Here is a 24508-nt window from a genome sequence, read left to right on the forward strand (position 1 = left end):
CCGGGCGGGGGCTGGCCTCTTCAACTTCCCGCCCCGTGGTGCCCCCGGGGCAGTCAGGAGATACCTCGCCATGGGCGACAACGTCGTTCACCTGCACAAGAACCCCGAAACGTCGACCGAACCTGCCCCCGTGACCACGCTGACCGTGGTCCCCGACCCCGCACCGCCCGCTCCCATTCCGCTGTGGGTGCGTTCCGGCCGCGCGGTGAAGACCGCCGTCACCCACGAGAGCACCCGCACCGCCGCCCGCGCGGTGGTCCGGCACGGCCTCTACACGTTCAACGGCGGGCGGATCGTGGCCCGCCGCACCTGGGACGGCCGCACCGGTTCCCGCTACGAGCGGATGATCCGCGCCGCCGAAGCCGCGGGGAACCTCGAAGCGGCCGAGGAGTGGGAGGAGCGCCTCCAGCGCTTCCGCGACGCCCGCCACCGCCGCCGCATGGATCTGCTGCACTCGCCCGTGGACGCGGCCAAGGGTGCGCTGGTCGGCACCGGCATGGGCATCGGCGGTCTGGTCGCGCTCGGGGTCGTCCTTGCCATCGCCAACAAGGACGTCACCGAAGTCGTCACGCCGCTGATGGCGGTCATCGAGTTCATCGGCCTGCTCATCACCATCGTCCAGGTGGTGTGGGGCCCGCTCATCTCGATCGGCCCGTTCCTCGCCCTGCTCGCCCTGTGGGCGGTCGGCAGCAAGCAGCAAGCCGCACCCCAGTGGGCTCTCCCCGCTCACGTCCGCAACGGTGAGGGCGAGCCGATCACCCCGTCCATCGTCGTCAAGGCACTGCGCGACCTGGGCATCCCCGCCCTGCGCAACGCCATCAAGGACATGGGTGACGCCGGCGCCTCGATGCTCTCCCCGATCGTGATCGCCGGTTGCGGGGTCGAGGTCGACGTCACGCTTCCGTCCGGGGTGTCCACCATCGAGGTACAGCAGCGCCGCCGCAAGCTCGCCGAGAACCTCTCCCGGCACGAGCACGAAGTGTTCATCACCATCCCCGAAGCGGCCCGCACCGTCCGGCTGTGGGTCGCCGACTCCGGGGCCCTGGACGAGCCGATCGGCCCGTCCCCGCTGGTCACCGACGAGACGATGACCGCCGACTACACCAAGGGCCGCGCCCCCTGGGGACAGGACCTGCGCGGCGACGCCGCTTCCCTGAGCCTGTATCAGCGGCATCTGCTCATCACGGGTCTGTCGAACCAGGGCAAGACCGCCTCCCTTCGGGCGCTCGCGTTGTGGGCGGCGCTGGACAAGCGGGTTGAGTTCCGGATCGCCGACCTCAAGGGCGTGGGCGACTGGGCCATGTTCGACGGCCTTGCCACGGTCCTCATCCAGGGGCCGACTGACGAGCACGTGATCGAGGCGACCGAGATGGTGGAGGACGTCCTGGAGGAGATGAACCGCCGGATTGAGGCGCGGCGGCTCGACCCCGGCGCGGTGTTCGATCCGCTGATCTGTGTCGTGGACGAAGCGCAGGTGGCGTTCATGTGCCCGGCCGTCGACGACGACAAGCGCCCCTACGGCGGCTCCAAGGCAACATCCCGGTACTTCATGGGCGTCCGCAAGATCCACAACCAGGGGCGTGCGGTGGACGTGCTGATGTGGCAGGGCACCCAGGACCCCACCGACCAGAACCTCCCCAAGCTCGTCCGCGAGGGCGCCCACACCCGCGCCTCCCTCGCCCTGGGCACCGAATCGCAGGCCGTCATGGCGCTCGGCGAGAAGGCCGTCAACGGCGGCGCCGCACCCCACCTGCTCCGCCAGGGGCTGGACAAGGGAACCCTGGTCGTTGCCTCCGACGGCATCGCCATCCCCAAGGGCCAGTCCGCCCTCACGGTGCGGACGCACTACATCGACGACGACGAGGCCAAGGCCATCACCGACCGCGCCAAGGCCATCCGCGACGGCGTCACCACCCTCCACAGCATCGACCGGACCGAGGAGCGGGACCCGCTCGCGGACATCGCCGGCGTCATGGGCGACGCCGAACGCGCCTACACCCAGGACATCCTCAAGCGGCTCGCGGTCCTCAGCGAGGACGCCTACGGCGGGTGGACCTTCGGCGACCTCAAGCGCGTCCTGGAGGCCGCCGGAGTGGAGGCGTACAAGTCGCACGGCCGCATGACCGTCCGCCGCGACGACGTCACCCGCGCCCTCACCGACCGCGACACCGACGATTCCGCTTCCGCCGACGCGTAACGGGGAGGCGCACCCTCCCGCGCCGGGGAGGCGGGGAGAACTCCCCAACCCCCTCCCCACCCCGCCTCCCCCACGTTGATCAGCGAAAACGCCGTTTCGGGGAGGCGGGGAGGCACCCCAGGTCAACCCCCTGAAACCCCCTCCACAACGCCCCCGGCAGGGGGTGTCCCTGCCTCCCCAACCGAGCACCGGAAGGGATTCCGCATGTACCCCGAGCACACCAACAAGGCGCCCACCGTCCGGGCCCCGGAGATCCACCACCCCACCCCGATCACCCCCGCCGCCCCCTACTCGCCGCCCCTCGCCCCCGCCCAGCCGCACACCGTGCCGACCGTCGCGAGCGTCGTCCTCCCCAACGGGCGGGTCGTCACCGGCTACGCCATCGAGCCCGCCAAAACCGAACCGGCCGCAGCCAAGCCACCCATCTCCCGCGCGGCGGTGAACGTCGCGCTCGGCGGCGTCGGGTTCGCCGCCGTGTGCGGCGGACTGCTGATGCTCACCACGTTCATCACGGCCCTGACCGCGTTCGTCACCCAGCTCGTCACCCTCGCCGCCGTGCTGTTCGGCGGATACATCGCGGTACAGGTCTTCAAGCCCGCCGAGGCCAAGAGCGGCAACACCTTCCACATCCGCAAGGCCGTCTTCAAGCGCAACCACTTCAACGGCTGACAAGGAGCCCTCACGTGTTCGAGATCCGCGTCATCTGCGACCCCGCCGACACCGACCGCATCACTACCACGCTCACCACCGCGTTCACGACCGGCAACGTGCGCCGGTACCCGACCCGCGACGGCAAGCGCACCCGCCTCTACCTCACCGCAGACCACCGCCCCACCCCCGCCGACTGGCCCACCCCCGAGCAGGCATACGCCGACGCCCCCAGCATCAACAGCGAGATCGGCTGGACCGCCCGCTTCCTCGCCGACGCCGAGTGCTACACCGATCTCGGCCGGGAGTTCTACCTCCGCAAGGCCGCCCTGCTCGACCGCATCGCCCTGCTCGACGAACCCGCCGCCATCGGCGCCGCCGCCACCGAGACCGCCGAAGCTGCGGCCATGTTCCTCCTCGGCCTGGACCAGCCGGGCGCGGTCTGCGACCCGCGCGCCTACGTCCGCCAGCAGTACGCCCGCGCCCTCACCGACCACCAGTAGCTACGCCAAGGGCGGCCCCCCTCATCTCGCCAAAGATCACGGGGCCGCCCTTGCCAACAGTCCTCGACAGACCTGTTGGAGGTCTCCCAGCATGACGCAACCGACCCACCTTCGGCGAGCGTTCGACCTCGCCGCGCACGGCGTTCCCGTGCTGCCTCTGCGGGCGGGGAAGGTGCCGTTCGGCAATTGCCCCGACTGTGCGGACAACGCGTGCGGCGGCCGGCCGAACATGAAGACCCCCGGACCCTGCGGTTGCCCGCAGCCGTGCCATGGCTGGGCCGCCGCCACCACCGACCCCCACGTCCTCACTTCCCCGCCGTGGGCGTCCGCGTGGCGCAAGGCCGCCGCCGTTGCTTACCACCCCGGCGGCGCCGGGGTGACCGTGGTCGATCTCGACAATCCGGCCGCCGTCGACTGGGCCCGCGCCACCCTGCCGACTACGCGCACCGTGGCCACCACGCGCGGAGAGCACTGGATCTACCAGGGCGCCATGCGGTCGGTGAACGGCGTCCGTGACGGGGTCGACATCAAGTCCACGATGTCCTACGCCCGTTGGCTCGGTTCCGGCATTGGTGCCATGACGGCCCTCCCGGACGCGGTGCGCTCGCTGGCAGCGAAGGGACCATCCACCGCTCACAGGGCGCCCCAGACGGTCACAGTGGCCGCAAGGGGCGGACAGGGCGAGTGCCCTCACCGCACGCCCGCCTACTTGGACCGTGGCCTCGCCATGGCCGAGCAGTGCATCACCGAGGCCCGCAGCGCGGTGCACGCCACCGTCTACCGGACGTTCCTCGCCGTGCTGTCCACGCACGGCCGGTGCGGTTGTCTCACCGACGCTCACGTCACGCGGTTGTTCACCGCAGCGCAGGCCAAGGGCGAATCGGCGCGGCACTGCACCGACGCGTGGACCAACGCCCTGACCACGTTGGGACTGTGACCATGTCCGACGACGAGAAGAACCCCGCCCGCGAGGTCATCACCGACTATGCGCAAGCGCACTTCCGCTACTTCCGCACCGCCGACGGGACCGTATACGCGCAGCGCAACGGCCACCCCGTGGCCCGTCCGATGCGTTCCCAGGGCACGACCGGCAGCCACCGCCAGGAACTCATCGTGGGCATGTACCGGGACGGGGTCGGCGTGTTCAACGGGACCGCAATCAAGGAGGCGTTGGACTTGATCGAAGCGCTCGCGCTGACCGAGGACGTGCAGCCCGTGCACATCCGCGTCGCCCCCGGATTCGACGGGGCCACGTGGTTGGACCTGGGCCGCGCCGACGGGCAGTCCGTCCGCATCCACCCCACCGGCTGGGACATCCTCACCCCCGACCCGCGTGAGGTCTGCTGGCGCCGGACCCAGCTCACCGGGGAACTGCCCCTGCCGGCCAAGGACACCGACGGCAAGGGCATCGACCTGCTGATGCGGCTGTGCAACTTCGCCAACGCCGAGACCGAATGTCTGGCCATCGCGTGGCTCATCGGCTGTCTCGGTCCGTCCGTGCCCGTCCCCGCCCCGTTCCTCACCGGGCCGCAGGGCGCGGGCAAGTCCACCGGCGGGCGGATGCTCGTGCGAATCATCGAGGGCATGAGCGGCGACCTGCGCCGGGCCCCGAAGGATGAAGAGAACCTGATCGCCGCCGTGGCGGCCGGATGGGTCACAGCCCTGGACAACCTCTCCCACATGACCCCGGACCTGTCCGACGCCATGTGCTGCATCGTCACCGGCGCCGAGAACGTCAAGCGCGCCCTGTTCACCGACGGGGACGTGTTCCGTGTCGGCTACCGCCGGCCCCTGCTCCTGACCGGCATCGACGTGGGTGTCATCCGCCCCGACCTCGCCGAACGGCTCCTCCCCCTGCGGCTGGAGCGACCCCGCGTCCGGCGCACTGAGGCGGAGCTGTGGGCGGAGTACGCCGAAGTGCTGCCCGTCATCCTCGGCTCGCTCCTCGATCTCACGGTCAAGGTCCGTGCAGTGGAGGCGGAGACCCCCACCGATCTGCGGATGGCGGACTTCGCCCACCTGTGCGCGCAGCTCGATGCAGCGACCGGTCTCGGGGCGCTTAACGCCTACCGGGCAAGCCTGGACGACCTCAACGACGATGTCATTGAGGGGGACCTGTTGGCGCAGACCGTTCTCCGGCACGCCGCCGACATCGAACCGGGCGCAGAGCAGCGGATGACCTCCACGGAGTGGCTGCACTGCCTCACCCGCCTCTACACCGGCGAGGACTTCCGTCCCCTGCCCAAAGGGTGGCCGACCACCGGCAAAGTGCTCTCCGACCGTCTCAAGCGCCTCCAGCCGACCCTGGCCGCCCGTGGCGTACTCATCGACTCGGGACGCACCAGGGAGGGCCGCTACATCGAGATGACCCGCTCACCCGTACCGCTCCCGCACGAGCAGCAAGCGTTCTGACCGACACCACCGACCGCACAAGCAAGAGGAGCACCCCGGCCCGGAGGCGTGCTCTTCTTGCTCTTCGGCGGCGGCGCCGCCCTGCGATGGACGCGCCGCGCAGCGGCTCCGTCTTCACGACCTGAGCCGCACCGCACCTCCAGAGACACCCCCTCTCTTTTTCCTAAGTAGGGGAACGCTGCGTCACAGCGTCACAAGGCGCCCGGAAACCGGCGGGTGACCTGCACATACAGCCCGTGACGCAGACGGCGTCACCTGCGTCACGCCGCGTCACCTGCGTCATCGGGGACGCACGGCCTGCGTCACCGATGACGCACCCCCACCCCTCTGCGTCACCCAAGAACCACAGGTCAGACGCCCTGCATGACGCACGTGACGCTGTGACGCAGAAATCCGCGCCTCGGACACACACGCCCCGAGATTCCGCTACACCACCGTCTCCGGCCAGGAAGGCAATCCCGATGAGCACCGCGCTCCCGCCCTCCGACCAGTTGCTCTACACCCCGAAGGAGGCCGCCACGGTCCTCCGCTTCGGCCGCTCCACTGTCTACGAGCTGATGGCCGAGGGCGTCCTGAGGTACGTCAAGCGAGGCCGCTCCCGCCGCATCCGCCGCAGCGACCTGGAGGCGTACGTGAACAACCTCGAACCCGAATCCCCCTAACCCACGCCCCACCCGAGGCGCCCCCGGACAACGCGTCCGGGGGCGCCTTCCGCATGGAGGAACACACGTTGAGCCCCCGCAGACCGAACATGGAATCGTCGATCTACCTGGGCAGTGACGGCTGGTGGCACGGCCGCGTCACCATGGGCGTCAAGGACGACGGAAAGCCCGACCGGCGCCACCGCCGCGCCAAGACCGAGGCCGAGGTCAAGCGCAAGGTCCGCGAGTTGGAAGACCTCCGCGACAAGGGGCGCGCCCCCAAGGCCGGCCGCAAGCCGACCGTGGCCGAGTGGATGTCGACGTACCTCACCGACATCGCGAGTCTGAAGCTCAAGCCCCGCTCGCTGGACGACTACTGGTCCAAGACCCGCAACGACATCATCCCCGGAGTCGGCGGACACCGACTGGACAAGCTCCAGCCTGAACATCTTGAGCGGATGTACCGCCGGATGCTCGACGAGGGGCACGCAGAGTCCCACGTCCTCAAGGTCCACCGCATCCTGTCCCGCGCTCTGAAAATCGCCCACCGCCGCAGGATCATCGCCGAGAACGTCGCCACCCTCGTCGACCCGCCCACCGTCGACGAGACCGAGACGAACCCGTTCACGATCGAAGAGGCGAAAGCCTTCTTGCAGGCCGCCGTCAAGCGGCCCACGTTCATGCGATGGGTCGTCGGTGTGGGTATGGGATTCCGACAGGGTGAGGCCCTGGGATTCCGGTGGAAGTACGTCGACCTCGACAACGAGCTGTTCCACCCTCAATGGCAGCTCCAGCGCCTCACCTGGCGCCACGGCTGCAAGGACGCCCACGCCTGCGGCGGGCGCCTGCACCGCTTCGACCCTTGCCCACCCGATTGCAAGACCCACAAGAGCTACAAGCGCGGCTGCCCCAAGCCATGCCCGAAGGACTGCACAAAGCACGCGAGCACCTGCCCCGACCGCAAGGGCGGCGGACTCGTCTTTACCCGCCCCAAGACCAAGAAAAGCCGGAATTCAGTCCCCATTCCGCCCCCGTTCGTCCCGTACCTGCTGGAGCACAAAGCCCAGCAGGAGAAAATGCGCGCCGCTGCGGGCGACGAGTGGCAGGAGCACGACGCGCTTTTCACACGGCCGGACGGTCGGCCGATCGACCCCCGCGACGACTGGGAGGAATTCAAAGAGCTGCTCGAAGAGGCCGGAATCGAGGACCGCCGCCAGCACGACGGCAGTCGCCACACAGCCGGGACGATCCTCAACGAGCTGGGCGTCGACCTCCCCACGATCATGGAGATCCTTCGGCACTCCCAGATCGGCCAGACCCGCCGCTACGTCAAGGGCAGGTCCCACCTCGCCAAGGCCGCCATGGTCCGCATGGGAGACACCTTCATGCCCAGCCCGACACCTACACCGGAACCCGCCCCGAAACCGGCGTCTGAGACCACAACTGAGACCGCCGACACCCGCTCGGCCCGCGCCCGACGCCGCCGCCGTATCCGCTGAACGAAAAACCCCAGGTCAGATAGCCACTGACCTGGGGTTCCATCCAGAGCCCCCTGTCGGATTCGAACCGACGACCTACGCATTACAAGTGCGTTGCTCTGGCCAGCTGAGCTAAGGAGGCGTGGCCCCGCGCGGGGGCGCCCGTGCAGTGTACCCACGTCATGGCGGGGTTCCGTCGAAAATTTCCGCGAAGTTCACAGGGGTCGAGGTACTGACAGACGAGGTGAACGCCAGGTACGGTCCTGAGCCAGTCCCTCGCATGGACTACACCACCGCGGAACCGTCCCCGGTGGCTCACCACCTTTACTCGGATCGTCCGGCACGTTCCTGCCGGTGAAGGGGGTCTACGACCCATGGCCACTGTCACGTTCGACAAGGCGACCCGGATCTACCCGGGTTCCACCAAGCCCGCCGTCGACCAGCTCGACATCGCGATCGAGGACGGCGAGTTCCTCGTCCTCGTCGGACCGTCCGGTTGCGGCAAGTCCACCTCCCTCCGCATGCTCGCGGGCCTGGAGGACGTCAACGGCGGCGCCATCCGCATCGGTGACCGCGACGTCACGCACCTGCCGCCGAAGGACCGGGACATCGCCATGGTGTTCCAGAACTACGCGCTCTACCCGCACATGACCGTCGCCGACAACATGGGCTTCGCGCTCAAGATCGCCGGCGTCAACAAGGCGGAGATCCGGCAGAAGGTCGAAGAGGCCGCGAAGATCCTCGACCTCACCGAGTACCTGGACCGCAAGCCGAAGGCCCTCTCCGGTGGTCAGCGCCAGCGTGTCGCCATGGGCCGCGCCATCGTGCGTGAGCCCCAGGTGTTCCTCATGGACGAGCCGCTGTCGAACCTCGACGCCAAGCTCCGTGTCTCGACCCGTACGCAGATCGCGTCGCTCCAGCGCCGCCTCGGCATCACCACCGTCTACGTCACCCACGACCAGGTCGAGGCCATGACGATGGGCGACCGCGTGGCGGTCCTCAAGGACGGTCTGCTCCAGCAGGTCGACACCCCGCGCAACATGTACGACCGCCCCGCCAACCTCTTCGTCGCCGGCTTCATCGGCTCCCCGGCCATGAACCTGGTCGAGGTCCCGATCACCGACGGCGGTGTGAAGTTCGGCAACAGCGTCGTCCCGGTCAACCGTGACGCCCTGAAGGCCGCCGCCGACAGGGGCGACCGTACGGTCACCGTCGGTGTCCGCCCCGAGCACTTCGACGTGGTCGAGCACAACGGCGCCGCCGCCTCCGCCCTGTCGAAGGACTCCGAGGACGCCCCGGCCGGCCTCGCCGTCTCCGTCAACGTCGTGGAGGAGCTCGGCGCCGACGGCTACGTCTACGGCACCGCCGAGGTCGGCGGCGAGACCAAGGACCTCGTGGTCCGTGTCAACGGCCGCCAGGTCCCCGAGAAGGGCGCCCAGCTGCACGTCGTGCCGCGTCCGGGCGAGACCCACGTGTTCTCGACCTCCACGGGCGAGCGCCTCACCGACTGACCCGGACGCGACCGTCCGCGAAACATCCGGCCCGGGATAATTCACCCAGGTTGACGAAGAGGGCCCCGCGGCCAGCCCGCGGGGCCCTCTTCCATGCCCCCAACCACCCCGGCAAACCAGCCCATTTCGACTCCTGTGCGTCAACGCGGCGCCCGGCACGCGGCGCTGCACCGTCCCCCGTATCGGTGACCTGATGTCGCCATATCACTACGCCGCGCTACCCTCACTCGCGTGAAGCACACCCACACCTACACCCAACGGACGCGCCGCGGTCCTGGCCCCGCCCGCCGGATCGGCCGCTCCCTCGCCCTCGTCCTGCCCGTCGTCCTGGTGCTCTCCGGCACCCTCGCGGTCACCAGCGTCAACTGGTCGGGGACCGACCCGTCCGAGTCGCTCCTCGCCGCGTCGGACGTCTCCGCCCAGCGGACCTCCCCCCGCGCCAAGGCCCGCGCCCCGCACGAGCTGCTGCGCGACAAGCTCCTCGTGGAGCTCCAGGAGGAGAACCCCGGCATCGCCCTCACCCACCTCCAGCAGGCCGTGAACGGCCGCCCGTCGCTGGCGAAGCACTGCACGTCCATCGCCCGCGCCCTCGGCCGCGCCGCCGTCCGCGCGTACGGCCCCACCCGGGCCCAGTCGTACGCCCGCCCCGTCTGCGACACCTCCTTCGCGACCGGAGTCGCAGCACTGCACGGCTGAGGGCCCGCCCAAGGGCTCACAGAAACACTGGGGGCCCCGGCAAAGGACCCGCAGCAACACGGAGGGCCTCGCAGGACGCCCAGGGCGCTCGCACCCCCAGTCCGCTCCCCCGATACCGATCACCCAGGGCCGTGCTCCCGCGAACGGGGCGCCACGTACAGTTCGGGCATGACCGATCCGAACGCCGCGTCGCGCCCCGTTCAAGCCGTGGTCCTGGCAGGTGGCCAGGGCTCCCGGCTGCGCCCGTACACCGATGACCGGCCGAAGCCCATGGTCGAGATCCCCGGCACGGGCACCCCGATCATCGGCCATCAGCTCACCTGGCTCGCCGAGGAGGGCGTCACCGACGTCGTCGTCTCCTGCGGTCATCTCGCCGACGTCCTGCAGGACTGGCTGGACTCGGCCGACCTGCCCGTCCGTGTCACCACGGTCGTCGAGACGGAACCCCTGGGCCGCGGCGGGGGCCTCAAGTACGCCGCCGCGCATCTGCCCCACCCCGACCGGCCCTGGTACGCCACCAACGGCGACATCTGGACCCGCTTCTCGCTGCGCGACATGGCGGACTTCCACACCGAGCGCGACGCCGTCGCCACGCTCGCCCTCGCCCGCCCCCGTATCCCCTGGGGCGCCGTCAAGACCGACGGCTTCGGCCGCGTCACCGACTTCATCGAGGCCCCGCCGACGACGTACGAGATCAACGCCGGCGTCTATGTCTTCTCCCCGGAGTTCGCCGGCCTCCTCCCGGAGCGCGGCGACCACGAACGCACCACCTTCCCCCGCCTCGCCCGCGAACGCCGCCTGGCCGGCTTCCCGATCCCCCAGGGTGCCTACTGGCGGGCGATCGACACGGCGAAGGACCTGACGGAAGCAGCAAGGGAACTGGCAACCCTGGGCCGCTAGAGCACCATCAAAGCCCGGGTCCCCCCCCCAAAGGGGCGCGGGGAACTGCGCGACAAGCCACAACGCCCCCGCGCCCGCCGACGCACCCGCACCCCCGAGCTGTCAGGCGCAGCACACACGCAGGCGCAGCACACACAGGCGAAGCACACACAGGCGCCGCAAGCACACAGGACGGGCCCCGCAGGAATCCCTGCGAGGCCCGTCCCTTCACCGCCTCGAAGGCGGCAGAACCTACCCGAGCAATCCTCCGACGAGCCCCGGCTGCCCACCGGAGGAGCTCCCCCCGGAACCCCCGGTGGAGCCACCCGCCCCCCCGGTCGTCCCCCCGGAGGCACCCGCGCCACCGCTGGAGGTCGGCCCCGCCGTCGTAGGCGCCTGCTCGACCGGGGCGGACTGCTGCGGCGGGGCCTGCCCCGCCGTCCCCTGTGTCTGGCTGGGCTGCCCGGTGGCAGCGCCGGCCGTCTGCGTCGCGTCCGGCGTCGTCGTGGCCCCCTGCGTAGGGCTCGCCGACGTCGCACCGGCGCTCGGCGAGTTGGACGCGGAGGGGCTGCGCCGCTCCTTGCGGCCCTTGTCTGCCTCACCGGGAAGCGGCGACCCGGGCAGCTCGTTCCGCGGCGCCTCCCCGGGCCCCGGCACGACGATCCGGTCGGTGTCCCGCACCGCTCCGCCGAGCAACGACCCGACCAGCAGCGTGAGACCGACGACGATCGCGGCGACCAGGGCACCCCGGCGCAGCACGTACCGCCGCAGCTCCCAGATGTCGGCGCGCGGCCCGAGCGTGCGCCAGGCACCGCCCGCGAGCCGCCCATCGACCGAGTACACCGGCGCACCCGCGATGACCAGCGGGGACCAGGCGGCGAGGTAGATGATGTCCGGCGTCTCGTAGACGGGGACCGTCTTCCAGCTGACGGTCACCAGCAGCGCGGCCGACAGCAGCACCCCGAACCCGGCGGCGACCCGCTGCCACAGCCCGAAGATCGTGAGAACACCGACGATGACCTGGGCGAACGCGATGACGAGGCCGGAGCCGACCGGGTGTTCCAGCGCGAACTGCCGTAGCGGTTCGGCGACTTCCCACGGGTGCAACGTGTTCAGCCACTTCACCATGGAGCCGCGCTTGCCGCCGTCGAAGTAGTGCGGGTCGCACAGCTTGCCCATGCCTGCGTAGATGGAGATGAAGCCGAGGAAGACGCGCAGCGGCAGCAGCACCACGCCCAGGTTCATCCGCCGACCGGGGTAATAGCCCTGCCGCACGGGCTCGTTGCCGGCGCGGCGCCGCATCTGTTCGCCGTCGGCGTCCCCGTCGTCGTACGCGTCGAGGAAACGGTCGTCGGCGAGACGGTCGTCGGCGTGGTCGTCCCGGCCCGCGTACCCCGGCTCGTCGTACGCGCTGCCGACCTGGCGCATGGCGGGCAGCAGCCGGGTGCCGTCGGGGGCGGCGTGGTCGCCGTGGGTGCGCTGGCTGCCGACGATGGGCGTCTCGAACGTCTCCACCGTCAAGTCGGCGTCGTAGCGGCCGCTTTCGACGCCGAATCCGCCCGTGTCGGTGTCCGTGACGCCGAGGCGCGGGATGACCTGGGTGGCGCCGGCGTCCCTGACGGCCTGGAGGAGACGGTGGGCCCCGGTGTCGTCCGGCGCGGACTTCCCGCTCCAGACGACCGGGCGCCGACGCCCGGCGGCGGGCGCGCCGGCACGCACCGCCGTGCCCACGACGGGCATGCGCGCGGTGTCCTCGTCGGCGCTCAGGTGCCGTGCGATCCGCGGGGACGCCCGCGTGGAGGCGCCCAACTGCACGCGGAAACTCGCGTGGTTGACGATGACCTGCGCCGGATCGCTCGGCACCTTCACCATGCTCAGCGCGGGAGCGTCGTCGAATCCCGACGAACGGTCCCCCGAGGGTGTGCGGGGTGTTCTGGTGTCCACGGTCATCTAACCGAGTGACGGGTCGTTAGGACACTGCTTTGACCGCGCCGATCTGTCCGGACCGCGTCAAGGTGATCGCGAACACCCCGAACCCCCAGTTGGGGGCCCTGTCAGCCCCGGCGTCGAGCCGCCTCGTACAGCACAACTCCCGCCGCGACACCGGCGTTCAGTGACTCCGCGCCACCCGGCATCGGGATCCGCACCCGGAAGTCGCAGGTCTCCCCGACGAGCCGCGACAGGCCCTTGCCCTCGCTGCCGACGACGATGACGACGGGCCCCTCCAGGGCCTCCAGCTCGCCGACCTCGGCCTCGCCGTCCGCGGCCAGACCGACCACGACGACACCGGCCTTCTTGTACGCCTCCAGCGCACGCGTCAGGTTGGTGGCGCGGGCGACGGGCGTACGGGCGGCCGTACCGGCGGACGTCTTCCACGCGCCGGCGGTCATCCCGGCCGCGCGCCGCTCCGGTACGACGACGCCGTGGCCGCCGAACGCGGAGACCGACCGGACGACGGCACCGAGGTTGCGCGGGTCGGTCACCCCGTCGAGGGCGACGATCAGCGGGTCCTCGCCCTCGTCGAACGCGGCGGCGACCAGGTCCTCGGGGTGCGCGTACTCGTACGGCGGGACCTGGAGGACCAGGCCCTGGTGGTTGAGCCCGTTGGTCATCCGGTCCAGCTCGGGGCGGGGCGCCTCCATGAGGTGGATGCCGCCGCGCTCACCGGCGAGCTGGAGCGCCTCGCGCACCCGCTCGTCGTTGTCGATGAACTGCTGGACGTAGAGCATGGTGGCGGGCACGCCCTCACGCAGCGCCTCGACGACCGGGTTGCGGCCGACGACCATCTCCGAGGTGCCCTTGCCGCCGCGCCCGCGCACGACGGGGCGGCGCGCCGTCTGCTTGGCCTTGGCGTTGGCGATGCGGTTCTTCTTGTGCCCCTTGCGCATCTCGGCGGGCGGGGTCGGGCCCCTGCCTTCGAGACCCTTGCGTCGCTGGCCGCCACTGCCGACCTGCGCGCCCTTCTTGCCGGACATGCGGCGGTTGTTAGCGGCCATGACCTACCCGTCTCCTGAAGCGTTTCGTACACACGCGCGTGTACGTCATTGAAGTCTCGTCTATGCAGTGTGCCGCCCGGAGGGCCGGGCGGCACAATCGATCAAGGTGATCGGAGGTCAGCGGGGGCCTAGCGTCCAGCGCGGACCGTCGGGGCTGTCCTCGATGACCAGGCCGGACTGGTTGAGCTGGTCGCGGATGGCGTCCGCGGTCGCCCAGTCCTTGCGGGCGCGGGCGGACTCGCGCTGCTGGAGGACCAGACCGACCAGGCTGTCGACCACGCCGTGCAGATCCTCGCCCCGGTCGCCGCCCTCGCCTGCCCAGTGGGCGTCGAGCGGGTCGAGGCCGAGGACACCGAGCATGGCCCGCACCTCGGCGAGGCGCGCCACGGCGGCCTCCTTGTCGTCGGCGGCCAGCGCGCTGTTGCCCTGGCGGACCGTGGTGTGCACGACGGCCAGCGCCTGCGGCACGCCCAGGTCGTCGTCCATGGCCTCGGCGAACGCCGGCGGCACCTCGGCCGCGGGCTCGACGACCCCGCCCGCCTTCTCGACGACCCGCTGCACGAAGCCCTCGATACGGGCGAACGCCGACTCGGCCTCGCGCAGGGCCTCCTCGCTGTACTCGATCATCGACCGGTAGTGCGGGGTGCCCAGGTAGTAGCGGAGCACGATGGGGCGCCACTGCTTGACCATCTCGCTCACGAGGACCGAGTTGCCCAGCGACTTGGACATCTTCTCGCCGCTCATGGTGACCCAGGCGTTGTGCACCCAGTACCGGGCGAACGTGTCACCGAAGGCCTTGGCCTGCGCGATCTCGTTCTCATGGTGCGGGAAGATCAGGTCCAGCCCGCCGCCGTGGATGTCGAACTCGCTGCCCAGGTACTTGTGCGCCATGGCGGAGCACTCGAGGTGCCAGCCCGGCCGGCCCCGGCCCCAGGGCGTCTCCCAGGTGGGCTCGCCCGGCTTCGCCGTCTTCCACATGGCGAAGTCACGCGGATCGCGCTTGCCGGTCTCGCCCTCGCCGGACGGCTGGAGCAGATTGTCCAGCTCCTGGTTGGACAGCCGCAGATACTCGGGGAACGACCGCACGTCGAAGTACACGTTGCCGTCGGCCTCGTAGGCGTGGCCGCGCTCGATCAGCCCGCGCATCATCTCGACCATCTCGGTCACATGCCCGGTGGCACGCGGCTCGTAGGTCGGCGGCAGGCAACCGAGCACGTGGTAGCCGTCGTTGAAGGCGCGCTCGTTCTCGTAGCCGATCGACCACCACGGGCGGCCCTGGTCGGCCGCCTTCGCGATGATCTTGTCGTCGATGTCCGTGACGTTGCGGATGAACGTCACGGCGTACCCGCGGTACTCGAACCACCGACGCATGATGTCGAAGTTGAGCCCCGAGCGGATGTGGCCGATGTGCGGGGCCGCCTGCACGGTGGCACCGCACAGGTAGATCGAGACACAACCCGGCGTGATGGGGTCGAAGTCACGAATCTGCCGGGCGCTGGTGTCGTACAGGCGAATAGTCACGCCTCCAGGGTAGTGGGCAACCGCAAGTGCGCTGCGCCGATCCGGGTGAAGGTCCACGAATTCGTGACACGTGGCTGCGCCGCTGGGCCGGGCGCCCAGTGGCTCGGGAGTGCGGGTGGGTTCGGCGGGTGCGGGTGGGTGGGGGTTGTTCGCGCCCACGCGGCGGAGCCGCATGTGTCACCGCCCCGCGCCCCTGAAAAGCGACCGGGGCTGCGCCCCGTGCTTTTCAGGATGACGCCCCGTGCTTTTCAGGATGAAGGGCGGGCCGCAGGCCCGTTCCCTTCAGGGGCGCGGGGAACTGCGCGAACGGCCACGACGGACCCGCGGTCGCCGACGCACCCGCACCCCCGCCCCCTTGGGCGCCCGGCGTCTCAGATCCTCGCGACCAACGCCGTGGCGACCGCCATCAATCCCTCGCCCCGCCCGGGGAACCCCAACCCGTCCGTCGTCGCGCCGGAGACGGAGACCGGCGCTCCCACGACCTCCGACAGCACCTTCTGCGCCTCGTCCCTCCGCTTGCCGATCTTCGGTCGCGGCCCGACCACCTGCACCGCCACGTTGCCGATGACGAATCCCGCGTCGCGGACGATGCGCGCGGCCTCCGCGAGGAGCGTCACCCCGGACGCGCCGGACCATTCGGGCCGGCCCGTGCCGAAGTGCTGGCCCAGGTCACCGAGGCCCGCCGCGGAGAACAGCGCGTTGCACGCGGCGTGCGCCACGACGTCCGCGTCGGAGTGCCCGGCGAGGCCCGGCCCCTCCCCCTCCCACTTCAGGCCGGCGCACCACAGCTCCCGGCCCTCCTCGAACGCGTGGATGTCGGTGCCGATGCCGACCCGCGGAAGCACCACCGCGGGTGTCGTGGGCGTCGCGGGTGTCGTGGGTGTCTCAGAACCCATCGTTCAGCCTCCTGCGGGCCAGGACCGCCTCCGCGAGGACCAGGTCGAGCGGGCGGGTCACCTTGAACGCCTCTTCGTGCCCCGGCACGACCACGACGCGCGATCCGAGCCGTTCCACCATGCTCGCGTCGTCGGTGACCTCGCCGGTGACCGTCTCGTGCGCCCGTACGAGGGTCGCCCGGTCGAAGCCCTGCGGCGTCTGCACCGCCCGCAGCCGTGCCCGCTCCGGGGTGGCGACGACCGGCTCGGGCGTGCCCGCCACCGCCGTCGGCTCGACCTCCTTGACCGTGTCGGCGAGGGGCAGCGCGGGCACCACGGCCGGCGCCCCGTCCCGTACGGCCTCGATGACGGCGTCGACCGTGTCGACCGGGACGAGCGGACGCGCCGCGTCGTGCACCAGCACGATGTCGTAGCCGGGCGGCAGCGCGTCGAGGCCGAGGCGCACGGACTCCTGGCGCGAGTCACCGCCGGCTACGACGAGGAAGTCGGTCCGCTCGGGCAGCGCGTGCGCGTCGAGCAGGGACTTGACCTCGGCGGCCCCGTCGGGCGGCGCCACGACGATGACGAGGGAGACGGCGCGGGACGCGGCCATCGCCCGTACCGCGTGGATGAGCATGGGGGTGCCGTTCAGCGCGCGCAGTGCTTTGGGGGCGCCCGGACCGAGGCGTACGCCTCGACCTGCGGCCGGGATCACGGCTGCCGTACGGGCTCCCGCGCCGGTCCCGGAAGGCGAAGGACGCGAATCGTCAGACATCGGTTCCTGTCAGGTTTGTGTGCTCGGCCTACGTGGGTATGGCCACAGCGTGCCGGGCGCGACATCTTGACCGGACCCTTCCGTGACATCTGGTCGAGCCAGCTGCCCGGGCCCGGCACGCCAAGTATCGGGGACCCCGACCCGTCGCACGGCATCCGGTTCCGTGACCGGGTACGAACATGCCGCAGCGCCCGGCGACAATACGTACGTCATCGGGCACCGCGGCATTTCAGTGTGCTGCGCTGAGCGGCTGAGCGGGCTGGCTGCCTGCCTCAGTCAGTTCAGGACGCGAGGACCTCGTCCAGCAGGGCCTCGGCCTTGTCCTCGTTGGTGTTCTCCGCGAGGGCGAGCTCGCTCACCAGGATCTGGCGGGCCTTGGCGAGCATGCGCTTCTCACCGGCGGACAGTCCGCGCTCGCGCTCACGACGCCACAGGTCACGCACTACCTCCGCGACCTTGATGACATCGCCGGAGGCGAGCTTCTCCAGGTTTGCCTTGTAACGGCGCGACCAGTTCGTGGGCTCTTCGGCGTACGGTGCACGCAGCACCTCGAAGACCCGATCCAGGCCGTCCTGACCGACCACGTCACGCACACCCACGAACTCCGCATTGTCCGCCGGTACGCGCACCGTCAGGTCACCCTGGGCGACCTTGAGCACCAAGTAGGTCTTGTCCACGCCTTTGATCTGGCGAGTTTCGATGGCCTCGATCAGCGCGGCCCCGTGATGGGGATAGACCACGGTGTCGCCAACCTTGAACGTCATGTGACAGGTACCCCTTCCGTGGCTATCCAGGGTAACACGGATACGGCGTGTTCTGAATGGCGTTTTCGCAGGTCAGGGCATATCTCGGGGCTTGACAACAGCGACAGGAACGTGCTGCGAGGGGCGAACGGGAGTGGGTATTCGCAGGTGGGAGCGGCTCTCCGGGCAGAGTGAAACGCGCACGTTACACCTATCCGGAGGGCTCCCCGACTGTCCGAACGTCCTACTTTGTCCGACTCCAAGTGTGCGACTTCCGTTACTCCGTTCGGTGGGCGGAGTCGGGTACGAGACGAATCCGGAATTGATCAAGGAGTTCGATCTCCCGGAGATCTTCCGCCGTTACCGGATCGTGTTCCGGAGCGGTTCCTGTGCCGGTTCCTCTCCGGTTCCTCTCCGGTTCCGGTTGCTTCTGCGTGGGCTTCTGGTGGCCGATCGATTTTCCGTGGCCGTACGCATTCCTCGCCGGAAATCGAGGTGCGGTGGGGAAGGGTTCGATGGGGGTTATGTGAATGCCGGACGAGTGCGCGGGCGGCCCGTCGGTCAATTGCTTCCGGTGACTCGCGGGGCACTTGGGGAGGGTCGGGTGCGGCCGTGATGGGGCGGCTCGGTAACCTAAGCCCGCTACCGATCACGTATCGCCCACGTTCAAGGAGTTGCCGCCGCCGTGAGCAGCAGCCTTCGACGCGGCACACTCGCCGCCGCCGCCCTCGCGTTCTCGATCGCCTCGCTCGCCGCGTGCAGCGCCGGCAGCAACGCCCAGACGCTCCAGGTCAAGCCGGACAACGCGGCGACGAGCGTCGGGGCCATCGAGATCCAGAACGCCCTCGTGGTCACCCAGCCGGACGCCGTGGCCAAGGGCCCGGCGGTCGTCTCCGCGACCCTGTTCAACAACTCCACCACCGACCAGACGCTGGACTCCGTCACCGTGGACGGCGCCGGCGCCGCCGAGGTCACCCCGGCCAAGGGTGAGGGCAAGGGCGGCAAGGTCGTCGTCCCGGCCGGCGGCTCGGTGATCCTCGGCGGCGAGGGCAACGCCTCCGCCGTCCTGTCGGACCTCGGCCCCTCCGTGCAGAACGGCAACGCCCAGAAGGTCACCTTCTCCTTCAGCAAGACCGGTGACGTGAGCCTGCGCGCCTTCGTCGTCCCCGCCGAGCACTACTTCGAGAAGTGGGGCCCGAGCGACATCCCGGAGGCCCCGGTCACCAGCCCGAGCCCGTCGGACAAGGCCTCCGGCTCGCCGTCCGCCTCCGGTTCGCCGGAGGAGGGCGCCACCGAGGAGGAGGGCGCCGCCGCCGGTTCCTCCGGCTCGCCGTCCGCCTCCGAGTCCGAGGCGGCATCCAGCCACTGAGCGCCGTACGCACGACGCGCCACGAAGGGCGGCACCCCCACGGGGGTGCCGCCCTTCGTCGTATGTGTCGCTGCCGGTGCCACTGCTGCGGCTGCGGCTGCGGATTGCGATTTACGGCTCGAACTTGTAGCCGAGGCCGCGGACCGTGACCAGGTATCTCGGGGCGCCCGGGTCCGGTTCGATCTTGGCGCGGAGGCGCTTGACGTGGACGTCGAGGGTCTTGGTGTCACCCACGTAGTCGGCGCCCCAGACGCGGTCGATGAGCTGCATACGGGTCAGCACGCGGCCCGCGTTGCGCAGCAGCATCTCGAGCAGGTCGAACTCCTTGAGGGGGAGGTCGACCTTGGAGCCGGAGACGGTGACCACGTGACGGTCGACGTCCATACGGACCGGACCGGCCTCCAGCGCGGCCGGGGTGACCTCCTCGGGCTCGCCGCGGCGGCGCAGTACGGCCCGGATACGGGCGACGAGCTCGCGCGAGGAGAAAGGCTTGGTGACATAGTCGTCGGCTCCTATTTCCAGGCCCACGACCTTGTCGATCTCGCTGTCCTTGGCCGTGACCATGATCACCGGGACGTTGGAGCGGTTGCGCAGCTGACGGCAGACCTCGGTGCCGGGCAGACCGGGCAGCATCAGGTCGAGGAGGACGAGGTCGGCGCCGTTGCGCTCGAACTCGTCGAGTCCGTCGGGCCCGGTGGTCGCGATGGCGACCTCGAAGCCCTCCTTGCGGAGCATGTAGGACAGGGCGTCGGAGAAGGACTCCTCGTCCTCGACGACGAGCACTCGGGTCACGGAAGGACCTCCGGGGCGGGATGCGATGCGTACGGGGATGACTCGGTGTGCGGTTGTCCGTCCTCGTCGTCGAGGTCCGGGTGGTGCGTGGCGCGGTCGCGGGACGCGCCCGCCTCCGGCAGCCTGAGGGTGAACGTGGAGCCCTGGCCTTCGGAGCTCCACACCGTGACCTGCCCGCCGTGCGAGGCCGCCACGTGCTTGACGATCGCGAGTCCGAGACCCGTGCCGCCGGTCTGGCGGGAGCGGGCCGGGTCCACGCGGTAGAAGCGCTCGAAGATGCGCTCCTTGTCCTTGTCGGAGATGCCGATGCCCTGGTCGGTCACGGAGATCTCGATGAGGTCCCCGCCGGGTGCGGACACCCTGCGCGCGGCGATGCCGACACGGGTGCGGGCCGGGGAGTAGTTGACGGCGTTCTCGACGAGGTTGCCGAGGGCCGCGGCGAGCTGGCCGCGGTGGCCCCACACCTTCAGCGCGGCGGTGCCGCCGGCGGCGATGGTGATCTGCTTGGAGCCGGCCTGGTGGCGGCAGCGGTCGACGGCCTCCGCGACCAGCTCGTCCACCCGTACGGGCTCGGCGTCCTCCAGCGGGTCGTCGTTCTGCACGCGGGAGAGGTCGATGAGCTCCTGCACCAGGTTGGTGAGCCGGGTCGCCTCGATCTGCATCCGCCCGGCGAAGCGCTCCACCGCCTCCGGGTCGTCGCTGGCGCCCATGACGGCCTCGGAGAGCAGGGACAGGGCGCCGACCGGGGTCTTCAGCTCATGGCTCACGTTCGCGACGAAGTCACGGCGTACCGCCTCTATGCGACGGGCCTCGGTGAGGTCCTCGACGAGGAGCAGCACGAGCCGGGAGCCCAGCGGCGCGACGCGCGCGGAGACCGCGAGGGCCTCGCCGCGCCCGGTGCCGCGCCGGGGCAGATCCAGCTCGACCTGGCGTATCTCCCCGTCGCGGCGGGTGTCGCGCGCCATCTGGAGCATCGGTTCGATGGCGAGCTTCCCACCGCGGACCAGCCCCAGGGAGTAGGCGGCGGAGCTCGCCTTGACGACGCCGTCGCCCTCGTCGAGCACCACGGCGGAGGAGCGCAGCACGGAGAGCACGGTGTCCACGCCGGGCGGCAGCACCGGGTCCGTGTGCAGGGATGTCCTGGTCGGACGCTTCTGCTCGCGTTCACTGAAGCGGAACGCCAGCATGGCGATGACACCGGTGAGTACACCGGCGATCGCTGCCGCTGCGGCGACCGCCGCGTTCACGTCCATGCATCCAGGTTAGGCACGAGGTCGGACATCCCCACAGCACTCGAAGGGCGACCTCGAACACTCGTCGCCCAGAGTTCACCTTGGAGCCAGTGATGGTTCATTTGGGATGGCGGAAACGGACGCGTAGGGGTCGGAACGTGGGAGCGTGGGGTTCATCCGGGCCCCCCGGGCCGGCATCCGCTCCGGCCCGGCGGTACGGCGGCCGCGCCTTCGCACGGGCACGGCGGCCGGCGATGCGACGGCACGGCACGGCTTCCACCCGGAAGTGGAACCCACCCGTCGCCGGCAGGGCGGTACGGCTTCCGGGGACGGAGGACGCCGTCGCCGGGTGGTGGCACGGCTTCCGGGGCACGGAGGACGGACACCACCGGGTGGTGGCACGGCTCCCGGCACGGAGGACCGGCACCACCGGGTGGTGGCAAGGCTTCCGGGCACGGAGGGCGGCCATCGCCCAGGGGCGGCACGGCTTCCGGAGAATGGGGGCACGACCGTCGGTGTGGCGGCACGGCTTTCGGGCACGGCCTTTTCGGAAACCCACGAGCAGACGCACGTAAGAGAGGGACACCCTGATGCGGGACGCGTACCACGAGGAACTTGACTCGATCGGTGAGGGCCTGGTCGAGATGGCCCGCCTGGTGGGGTCGGCGATCGGACGCGCCACGACGGCGATCCTCGACGCCGACCTGAAGCTGGCGGAGAGCGTGATCGAGGCCGACCAGAAGGTCGACGACCTCCAGCACGACCTGGAGGCCCGCGCGATAGCGCTGCTGGCCCGGCAGCAGCCGGTCGCGACGGACCTCCGTATAGTCGTGACCTCGCTGCGCATGTCCGCCGACCTGGAGCGCTCCGGCGACCTGGCCCAGCACGTGGCCAAGCTCACCCGGCTGCGCTTCCCGGAGCGGGCGGTCCCGCGCGACCTGCACGCCACGATCCTGGAGATGGGCCAGCTCGCGCAGCGGCTCATGGCCAAGGCCGCCGAGGTCATCATCACCAAGGACGTCGACCTGGCGCTCCAGCTGGAGCAGGACGACGACGCGATGGACCTCCTCCACCGCACGCTCTTCCAGCACCTGATGGACGACCGCTGGAAGCACGGCATCGAGACCGCCGTCGACGTCACCCTCCTCGGCCGCTACTACGAGCGCTTCGCCGACCACGCGGTCTCCGTCGCCAAGCGGGTGGTGTACCTGGTGACCGGCGAACACGCGGACGAACTCCAGGCCGACATCCAGCCGGTGACGGGGGTGGAGGGGGCGTAGGGCCCTACGGGGGTCCAGGCAGCAGGAGCCGGGGGCGCCCGGTGGTCTGGTGGGCGCGGCGCGTGGATGCTCTCGAGGGCGTGCGCGCCTGGTGGGAGGGGCGTGCGGGCCTGGCCGAGGGTGAGCGCGTGGCGCCTCCGCCGGGCGTACGGACGCCTCTGTGCGCCGTTGATGCGCCCGGCTGAAACGTCATGCAATGGGGCATCCAATGGGCACAGGCATCAGCCTTCGAGGAGGGACCATGGCCGAATCCCCCGCCAGCCCCAGTACGCCCGACCCGACACAGACACGGGACACCCACCAGCCAGCCGACACAAAGTCCCTGCCCTTGTTCGGCGCCTGCGGCTGCGGGTCCGGCTGCGGGTGCGGGTGCCAGTCCGGCAACCCGTGCCAGTGCGGCTGAGCGGCAGACGGTCGCATGCGCACGGGTGAGGCATGAGGAACGAGGGGCCTGTCCGAGGGGCGGGCCCCTTCCCCTTCCCGGCTCTCTCCTCCGCTCGCTTCTCCGCTCACTTCTGCCCACTTCTCCGTTCGCTTCTCCGTTCGCTTCTCCGTTCGCTTCTGCGCGGTTCTCCTTCGAGCCCGCGCGGCCGTAGCCGAAGGGGCGCAGCATGGAGGTACATACGGACGGCAGGGAAAGCAGGAAAGAAGGAGGTGCGAGGCCATGGCGAAGTTCATGGACGTCCACCACGGGATGAAGGGCATCACCGCCGAGCAGCTGCGAGCGGCGCACCAGGCCGATCTCGACATAGAGAGCGACGAGCGCGTCCACTTCGAGCGCGCCTGGGCGGACCCGGAGTCCGGCACGGTCTACTGCCTCTCCGAGGCGCCCTCCGCCGAAGCGGTCCAACGCATCCACGAACGCACCGGCCACAAGGCGGACGAGGTACACCCGGTGCCGCTGACGGTCTGACCCGATCTGCCGAGGGCATGGGGTGGCGATGTGGCGATTCTCGGCCAGTGTTCGGCGGCGAAGGCTCTTGGGCCGGGGCCGGGAGGGCCCGGGCAACCCCCCGCCCTTGTGTCGCGGCTGGCCGATCTCCACTCATCCGCCTCCCCGTGGCCCAGGCCATCCGGGATCATGAGGCATGCGTTCGGATGACTGGCACCTCACTGAAGACGTCGACGAGTTCCTCGCGCGAGCGGGAGAGTTCCTACGCTCGCGCCCCGCTCTGCACACCACGCAGCTCTCGGTGACGGAGAAGCTCCGTACGCTGGGTGCGGCCGCGTACGAGGGCCAGTTCCCCGTGTTCGGCCGGCTGGAGCGAGGGGGCGAGGTCGAGGCCACGTTCTACCGCTTCCCGTCCCGCGGCATGAACGTCACGTCGCTCACCCCGGAGCAGGCCGAAAGCCTCGCGGCTCGCCTGACCGCGATGGAGTGGGCCCTGCCGTTCATCACGGCCGACGAGGACACGATTACTGCGTTCACGGAGGCGTGGCACCGGCACACAGGGGCGACGTCGGCAGAGAGGGTCCGGCTCCACCTGTACCGCCTGGGCACGCTCACGCCGCCGGACCCGCACCCGGAGGGCCGGGGCCGGCTCGTGGGCGAGGGGGACCAGGAACACCTCATGCAGTGGTGCCGTGAGTTCGCGGCGGACGTCGAGGAGGACGTCACGATCGACGCGGCGACGTGGGCGAACACCCGCTTCGCCGAGAAGCACTACACGTACTGGGAGGCCCCGGACGGCACCCCCGTGTCGATGGCGGGCGTGAACCCGATGGTCGCCGGCATGGCCCGGGTGGACCCCGTCTACACCCCGGCCCACCTCCGCGGCCGCGGCTACGGGGCAGCGGTGACGACGGAGGTGAGCCGAGCCGCCCTGAACGCGGGCGCCACGGACGTGGTCCTCTACACCAACGCGGCCAACCCCACGAGCAACGCCCTCTACCAACGCCTCGGCTACGTCCGCCTCACCGACATCGCGGTACACGACTTCACGTACGCCGGCTCGTAGGG

General features: G+C 70.3%; 22 protein-coding genes and 1 tRNA gene. 14 read left to right on the forward strand and 9 right to left on the reverse strand.

Annotated features, from left to right (window positions below; genetic code table 11):
* The first annotated feature begins 70 nt into the window (after window positions 1–70).
* The 7 genes from M8J73_RS30790 (at window position 71) to M8J73_RS30820 (ending at window position 7900) form a co-directional block, all read left to right on the forward strand.
* A complete protein-coding gene (locus tag M8J73_RS30790) occupies window positions 71–2197 on the forward strand; it encodes an FtsK/SpoIIIE domain-containing protein (protein WP_249829330.1) in 2127 nt (708 codons plus the stop codon).
* Between the two features lie 204 nt (window positions 2198–2401).
* Window positions 2402–2866, forward strand: coding sequence for a hypothetical protein (locus M8J73_RS30795; RefSeq protein WP_249829331.1), 465 nt, complete (start codon window positions 2402–2404; stop codon window positions 2864–2866).
* Between the two features lie 14 nt (window positions 2867–2880).
* Complete coding sequence (locus M8J73_RS30800) at window positions 2881–3348, forward strand: hypothetical protein (protein WP_249829332.1); 468 nt, start codon at window positions 2881–2883, stop codon at window positions 3346–3348.
* Window positions 3349–3439: 91 nt separating this feature from the next.
* Window positions 3440–4285: a bifunctional DNA primase/polymerase gene (locus M8J73_RS30805; protein ID WP_055537944.1), complete on the forward strand. Its 846-nt coding sequence runs from the start codon at window positions 3440–3442 to the stop codon at window positions 4283–4285.
* A gap of 2 nt (window positions 4286–4287) precedes the next feature.
* Window positions 4288–5760: an AICE element replication initiation protein gene (locus tag M8J73_RS30810; protein WP_055537945.1), complete on the forward strand. Its 1473-nt coding sequence runs from the start codon at window positions 4288–4290 to the stop codon at window positions 5758–5760.
* 461 nt (window positions 5761–6221) lie between these two features.
* A complete protein-coding gene (locus tag M8J73_RS30815; protein ID WP_055537946.1) occupies window positions 6222–6422 on the forward strand; it encodes a helix-turn-helix domain-containing protein in 201 nt (66 codons plus the stop codon).
* Window positions 6423–6490: 68 nt separating this feature from the next.
* On the forward strand, window positions 6491–7900 hold the full coding sequence (locus M8J73_RS30820) for a tyrosine-type recombinase/integrase (RefSeq protein ID WP_055537950.1): 1410 nt from the start codon (window positions 6491–6493) through the stop codon (window positions 7898–7900).
* A gap of 47 nt (window positions 7901–7947) precedes the next feature.
* Here M8J73_RS30820 and M8J73_RS30825 read toward each other — a convergent pair.
* Window positions 7948–8021: transfer RNA gene (locus M8J73_RS30825), tRNA-Thr, on the reverse strand.
* 232 nt (window positions 8022–8253) lie between these two features.
* Between M8J73_RS30825 and M8J73_RS30830 the strand changes: the two genes are divergently transcribed.
* From M8J73_RS30830 to M8J73_RS30840, 3 genes are all read left to right on the forward strand, one after another.
* Window positions 8254–9390: an ABC transporter ATP-binding protein gene (locus tag M8J73_RS30830; protein ID WP_055537947.1), complete on the forward strand. Its 1137-nt coding sequence runs from the start codon at window positions 8254–8256 to the stop codon at window positions 9388–9390.
* Window positions 9391–9621: 231 nt separating this feature from the next.
* The gene (locus tag M8J73_RS30835; RefSeq protein WP_055537948.1) at window positions 9622–10086 is read left to right on the forward strand and encodes a hypothetical protein; all 465 of its coding nucleotides are present in this window, start codon (window positions 9622–9624) and stop codon (window positions 10084–10086) included.
* 168 nt (window positions 10087–10254) lie between these two features.
* Window positions 10255–10986, forward strand: coding sequence for a nucleotidyltransferase family protein (locus M8J73_RS30840; protein ID WP_055537949.1), 732 nt, complete (start codon window positions 10255–10257; stop codon window positions 10984–10986).
* Window positions 10987–11217: 231 nt separating this feature from the next.
* Here the strand turns inward: M8J73_RS30840 and M8J73_RS30845 are convergent, their stop codons facing one another.
* From M8J73_RS30845 to M8J73_RS30870, 6 genes are all read right to left on the reverse strand, one after another.
* Window positions 11218–12915 (reverse strand): DoxX family protein, encoded by a 1698-nt coding sequence (locus tag M8J73_RS30845; protein WP_249829333.1) that lies wholly within the window; start codon window positions 12913–12915, stop codon window positions 11218–11220.
* Window positions 12916–13019: 104 nt separating this feature from the next.
* Window positions 13020–13961, reverse strand: a complete 942-nt coding sequence (gene rlmB / locus M8J73_RS30850; protein WP_055541034.1) for a 23S rRNA (guanosine(2251)-2'-O)-methyltransferase RlmB — start codon at window positions 13959–13961, stop codon at window positions 13020–13022.
* Between the two features lie 117 nt (window positions 13962–14078).
* On the reverse strand, window positions 14079–15482 hold the full coding sequence (cysS, locus tag M8J73_RS30855) for a cysteine--tRNA ligase (protein ID WP_055541033.1): 1404 nt from the start codon (window positions 15480–15482) through the stop codon (window positions 14079–14081).
* 371 nt (window positions 15483–15853) lie between these two features.
* Window positions 15854–16378, reverse strand: coding sequence for a 2-C-methyl-D-erythritol 2,4-cyclodiphosphate synthase (ispF, locus tag M8J73_RS30860; protein WP_055538364.1), 525 nt, complete (start codon window positions 16376–16378; stop codon window positions 15854–15856).
* Complete coding sequence (gene ispD, locus M8J73_RS30865; protein WP_055538363.1) at window positions 16368–17132, reverse strand: 2-C-methyl-D-erythritol 4-phosphate cytidylyltransferase; 765 nt, start codon at window positions 17130–17132, stop codon at window positions 16368–16370. The genes ispF and ispD overlap by 11 nt, the downstream gene beginning before the upstream one ends.
* A gap of 281 nt (window positions 17133–17413) precedes the next feature.
* On the reverse strand, window positions 17414–17896 hold the full coding sequence (locus tag M8J73_RS30870) for a CarD family transcriptional regulator (RefSeq protein ID WP_003953493.1): 483 nt from the start codon (window positions 17894–17896) through the stop codon (window positions 17414–17416).
* A 664-nt stretch (window positions 17897–18560) separates the two neighbouring features.
* On the opposite strand from M8J73_RS30870, the gene M8J73_RS30875 reads away from it, so the two are divergent.
* Window positions 18561–19244, forward strand: coding sequence for a copper chaperone PCu(A)C (locus tag M8J73_RS30875; protein ID WP_055538362.1), 684 nt, complete (start codon window positions 18561–18563; stop codon window positions 19242–19244).
* Between the two features lie 111 nt (window positions 19245–19355).
* On the opposite strand, the gene phoP is transcribed toward M8J73_RS30875, so the two are convergent.
* A complete protein-coding gene (gene phoP, locus M8J73_RS30880; protein ID WP_020140130.1) occupies window positions 19356–20036 on the reverse strand; it encodes a two-component system response regulator PhoP in 681 nt (226 codons plus the stop codon).
* Window positions 20033–21289, reverse strand: coding sequence for a two-component system sensor histidine kinase PhoR (gene phoR, locus M8J73_RS30885; protein WP_055538361.1), 1257 nt, complete (start codon window positions 21287–21289; stop codon window positions 20033–20035). Before phoR ends, phoP begins: the two co-directional genes overlap by 4 nt.
* A gap of 569 nt (window positions 21290–21858) precedes the next feature.
* On the opposite strand from phoR, the gene phoU reads away from it, so the two are divergent.
* The 3 genes from phoU (at window position 21859) to M8J73_RS30900 (ending at window position 24506) form a co-directional block, all read left to right on the forward strand.
* Window positions 21859–22548 carry a phosphate signaling complex protein PhoU gene (gene phoU / locus M8J73_RS30890; protein ID WP_055517687.1) on the forward strand — a complete coding sequence of 230 codons (690 nt, stop codon included), beginning with the start codon at window positions 21859–21861 and terminating at the stop codon, window positions 22546–22548.
* Between the two features lie 664 nt (window positions 22549–23212).
* Window positions 23213–23461, forward strand: a complete 249-nt coding sequence (locus M8J73_RS30895; RefSeq protein WP_055538819.1) for an SCO4226 family nickel-binding protein — start codon at window positions 23213–23215, stop codon at window positions 23459–23461.
* Window positions 23462–23636: 175 nt separating this feature from the next.
* Entirely contained in the window at window positions 23637–24506 is an 870-nt protein-coding gene (locus tag M8J73_RS30900; protein WP_055538818.1) for a GNAT family N-acetyltransferase, read from the forward strand.
* The last annotated feature ends 2 nt before the right edge of the window (window positions 24507–24508 follow it).

The organism is Streptomyces neyagawaensis (genome assembly GCF_023516595.1).
Classification (GTDB): domain Bacteria; phylum Actinomycetota; class Actinomycetes; order Streptomycetales; family Streptomycetaceae; genus Streptomyces; species Streptomyces neyagawaensis.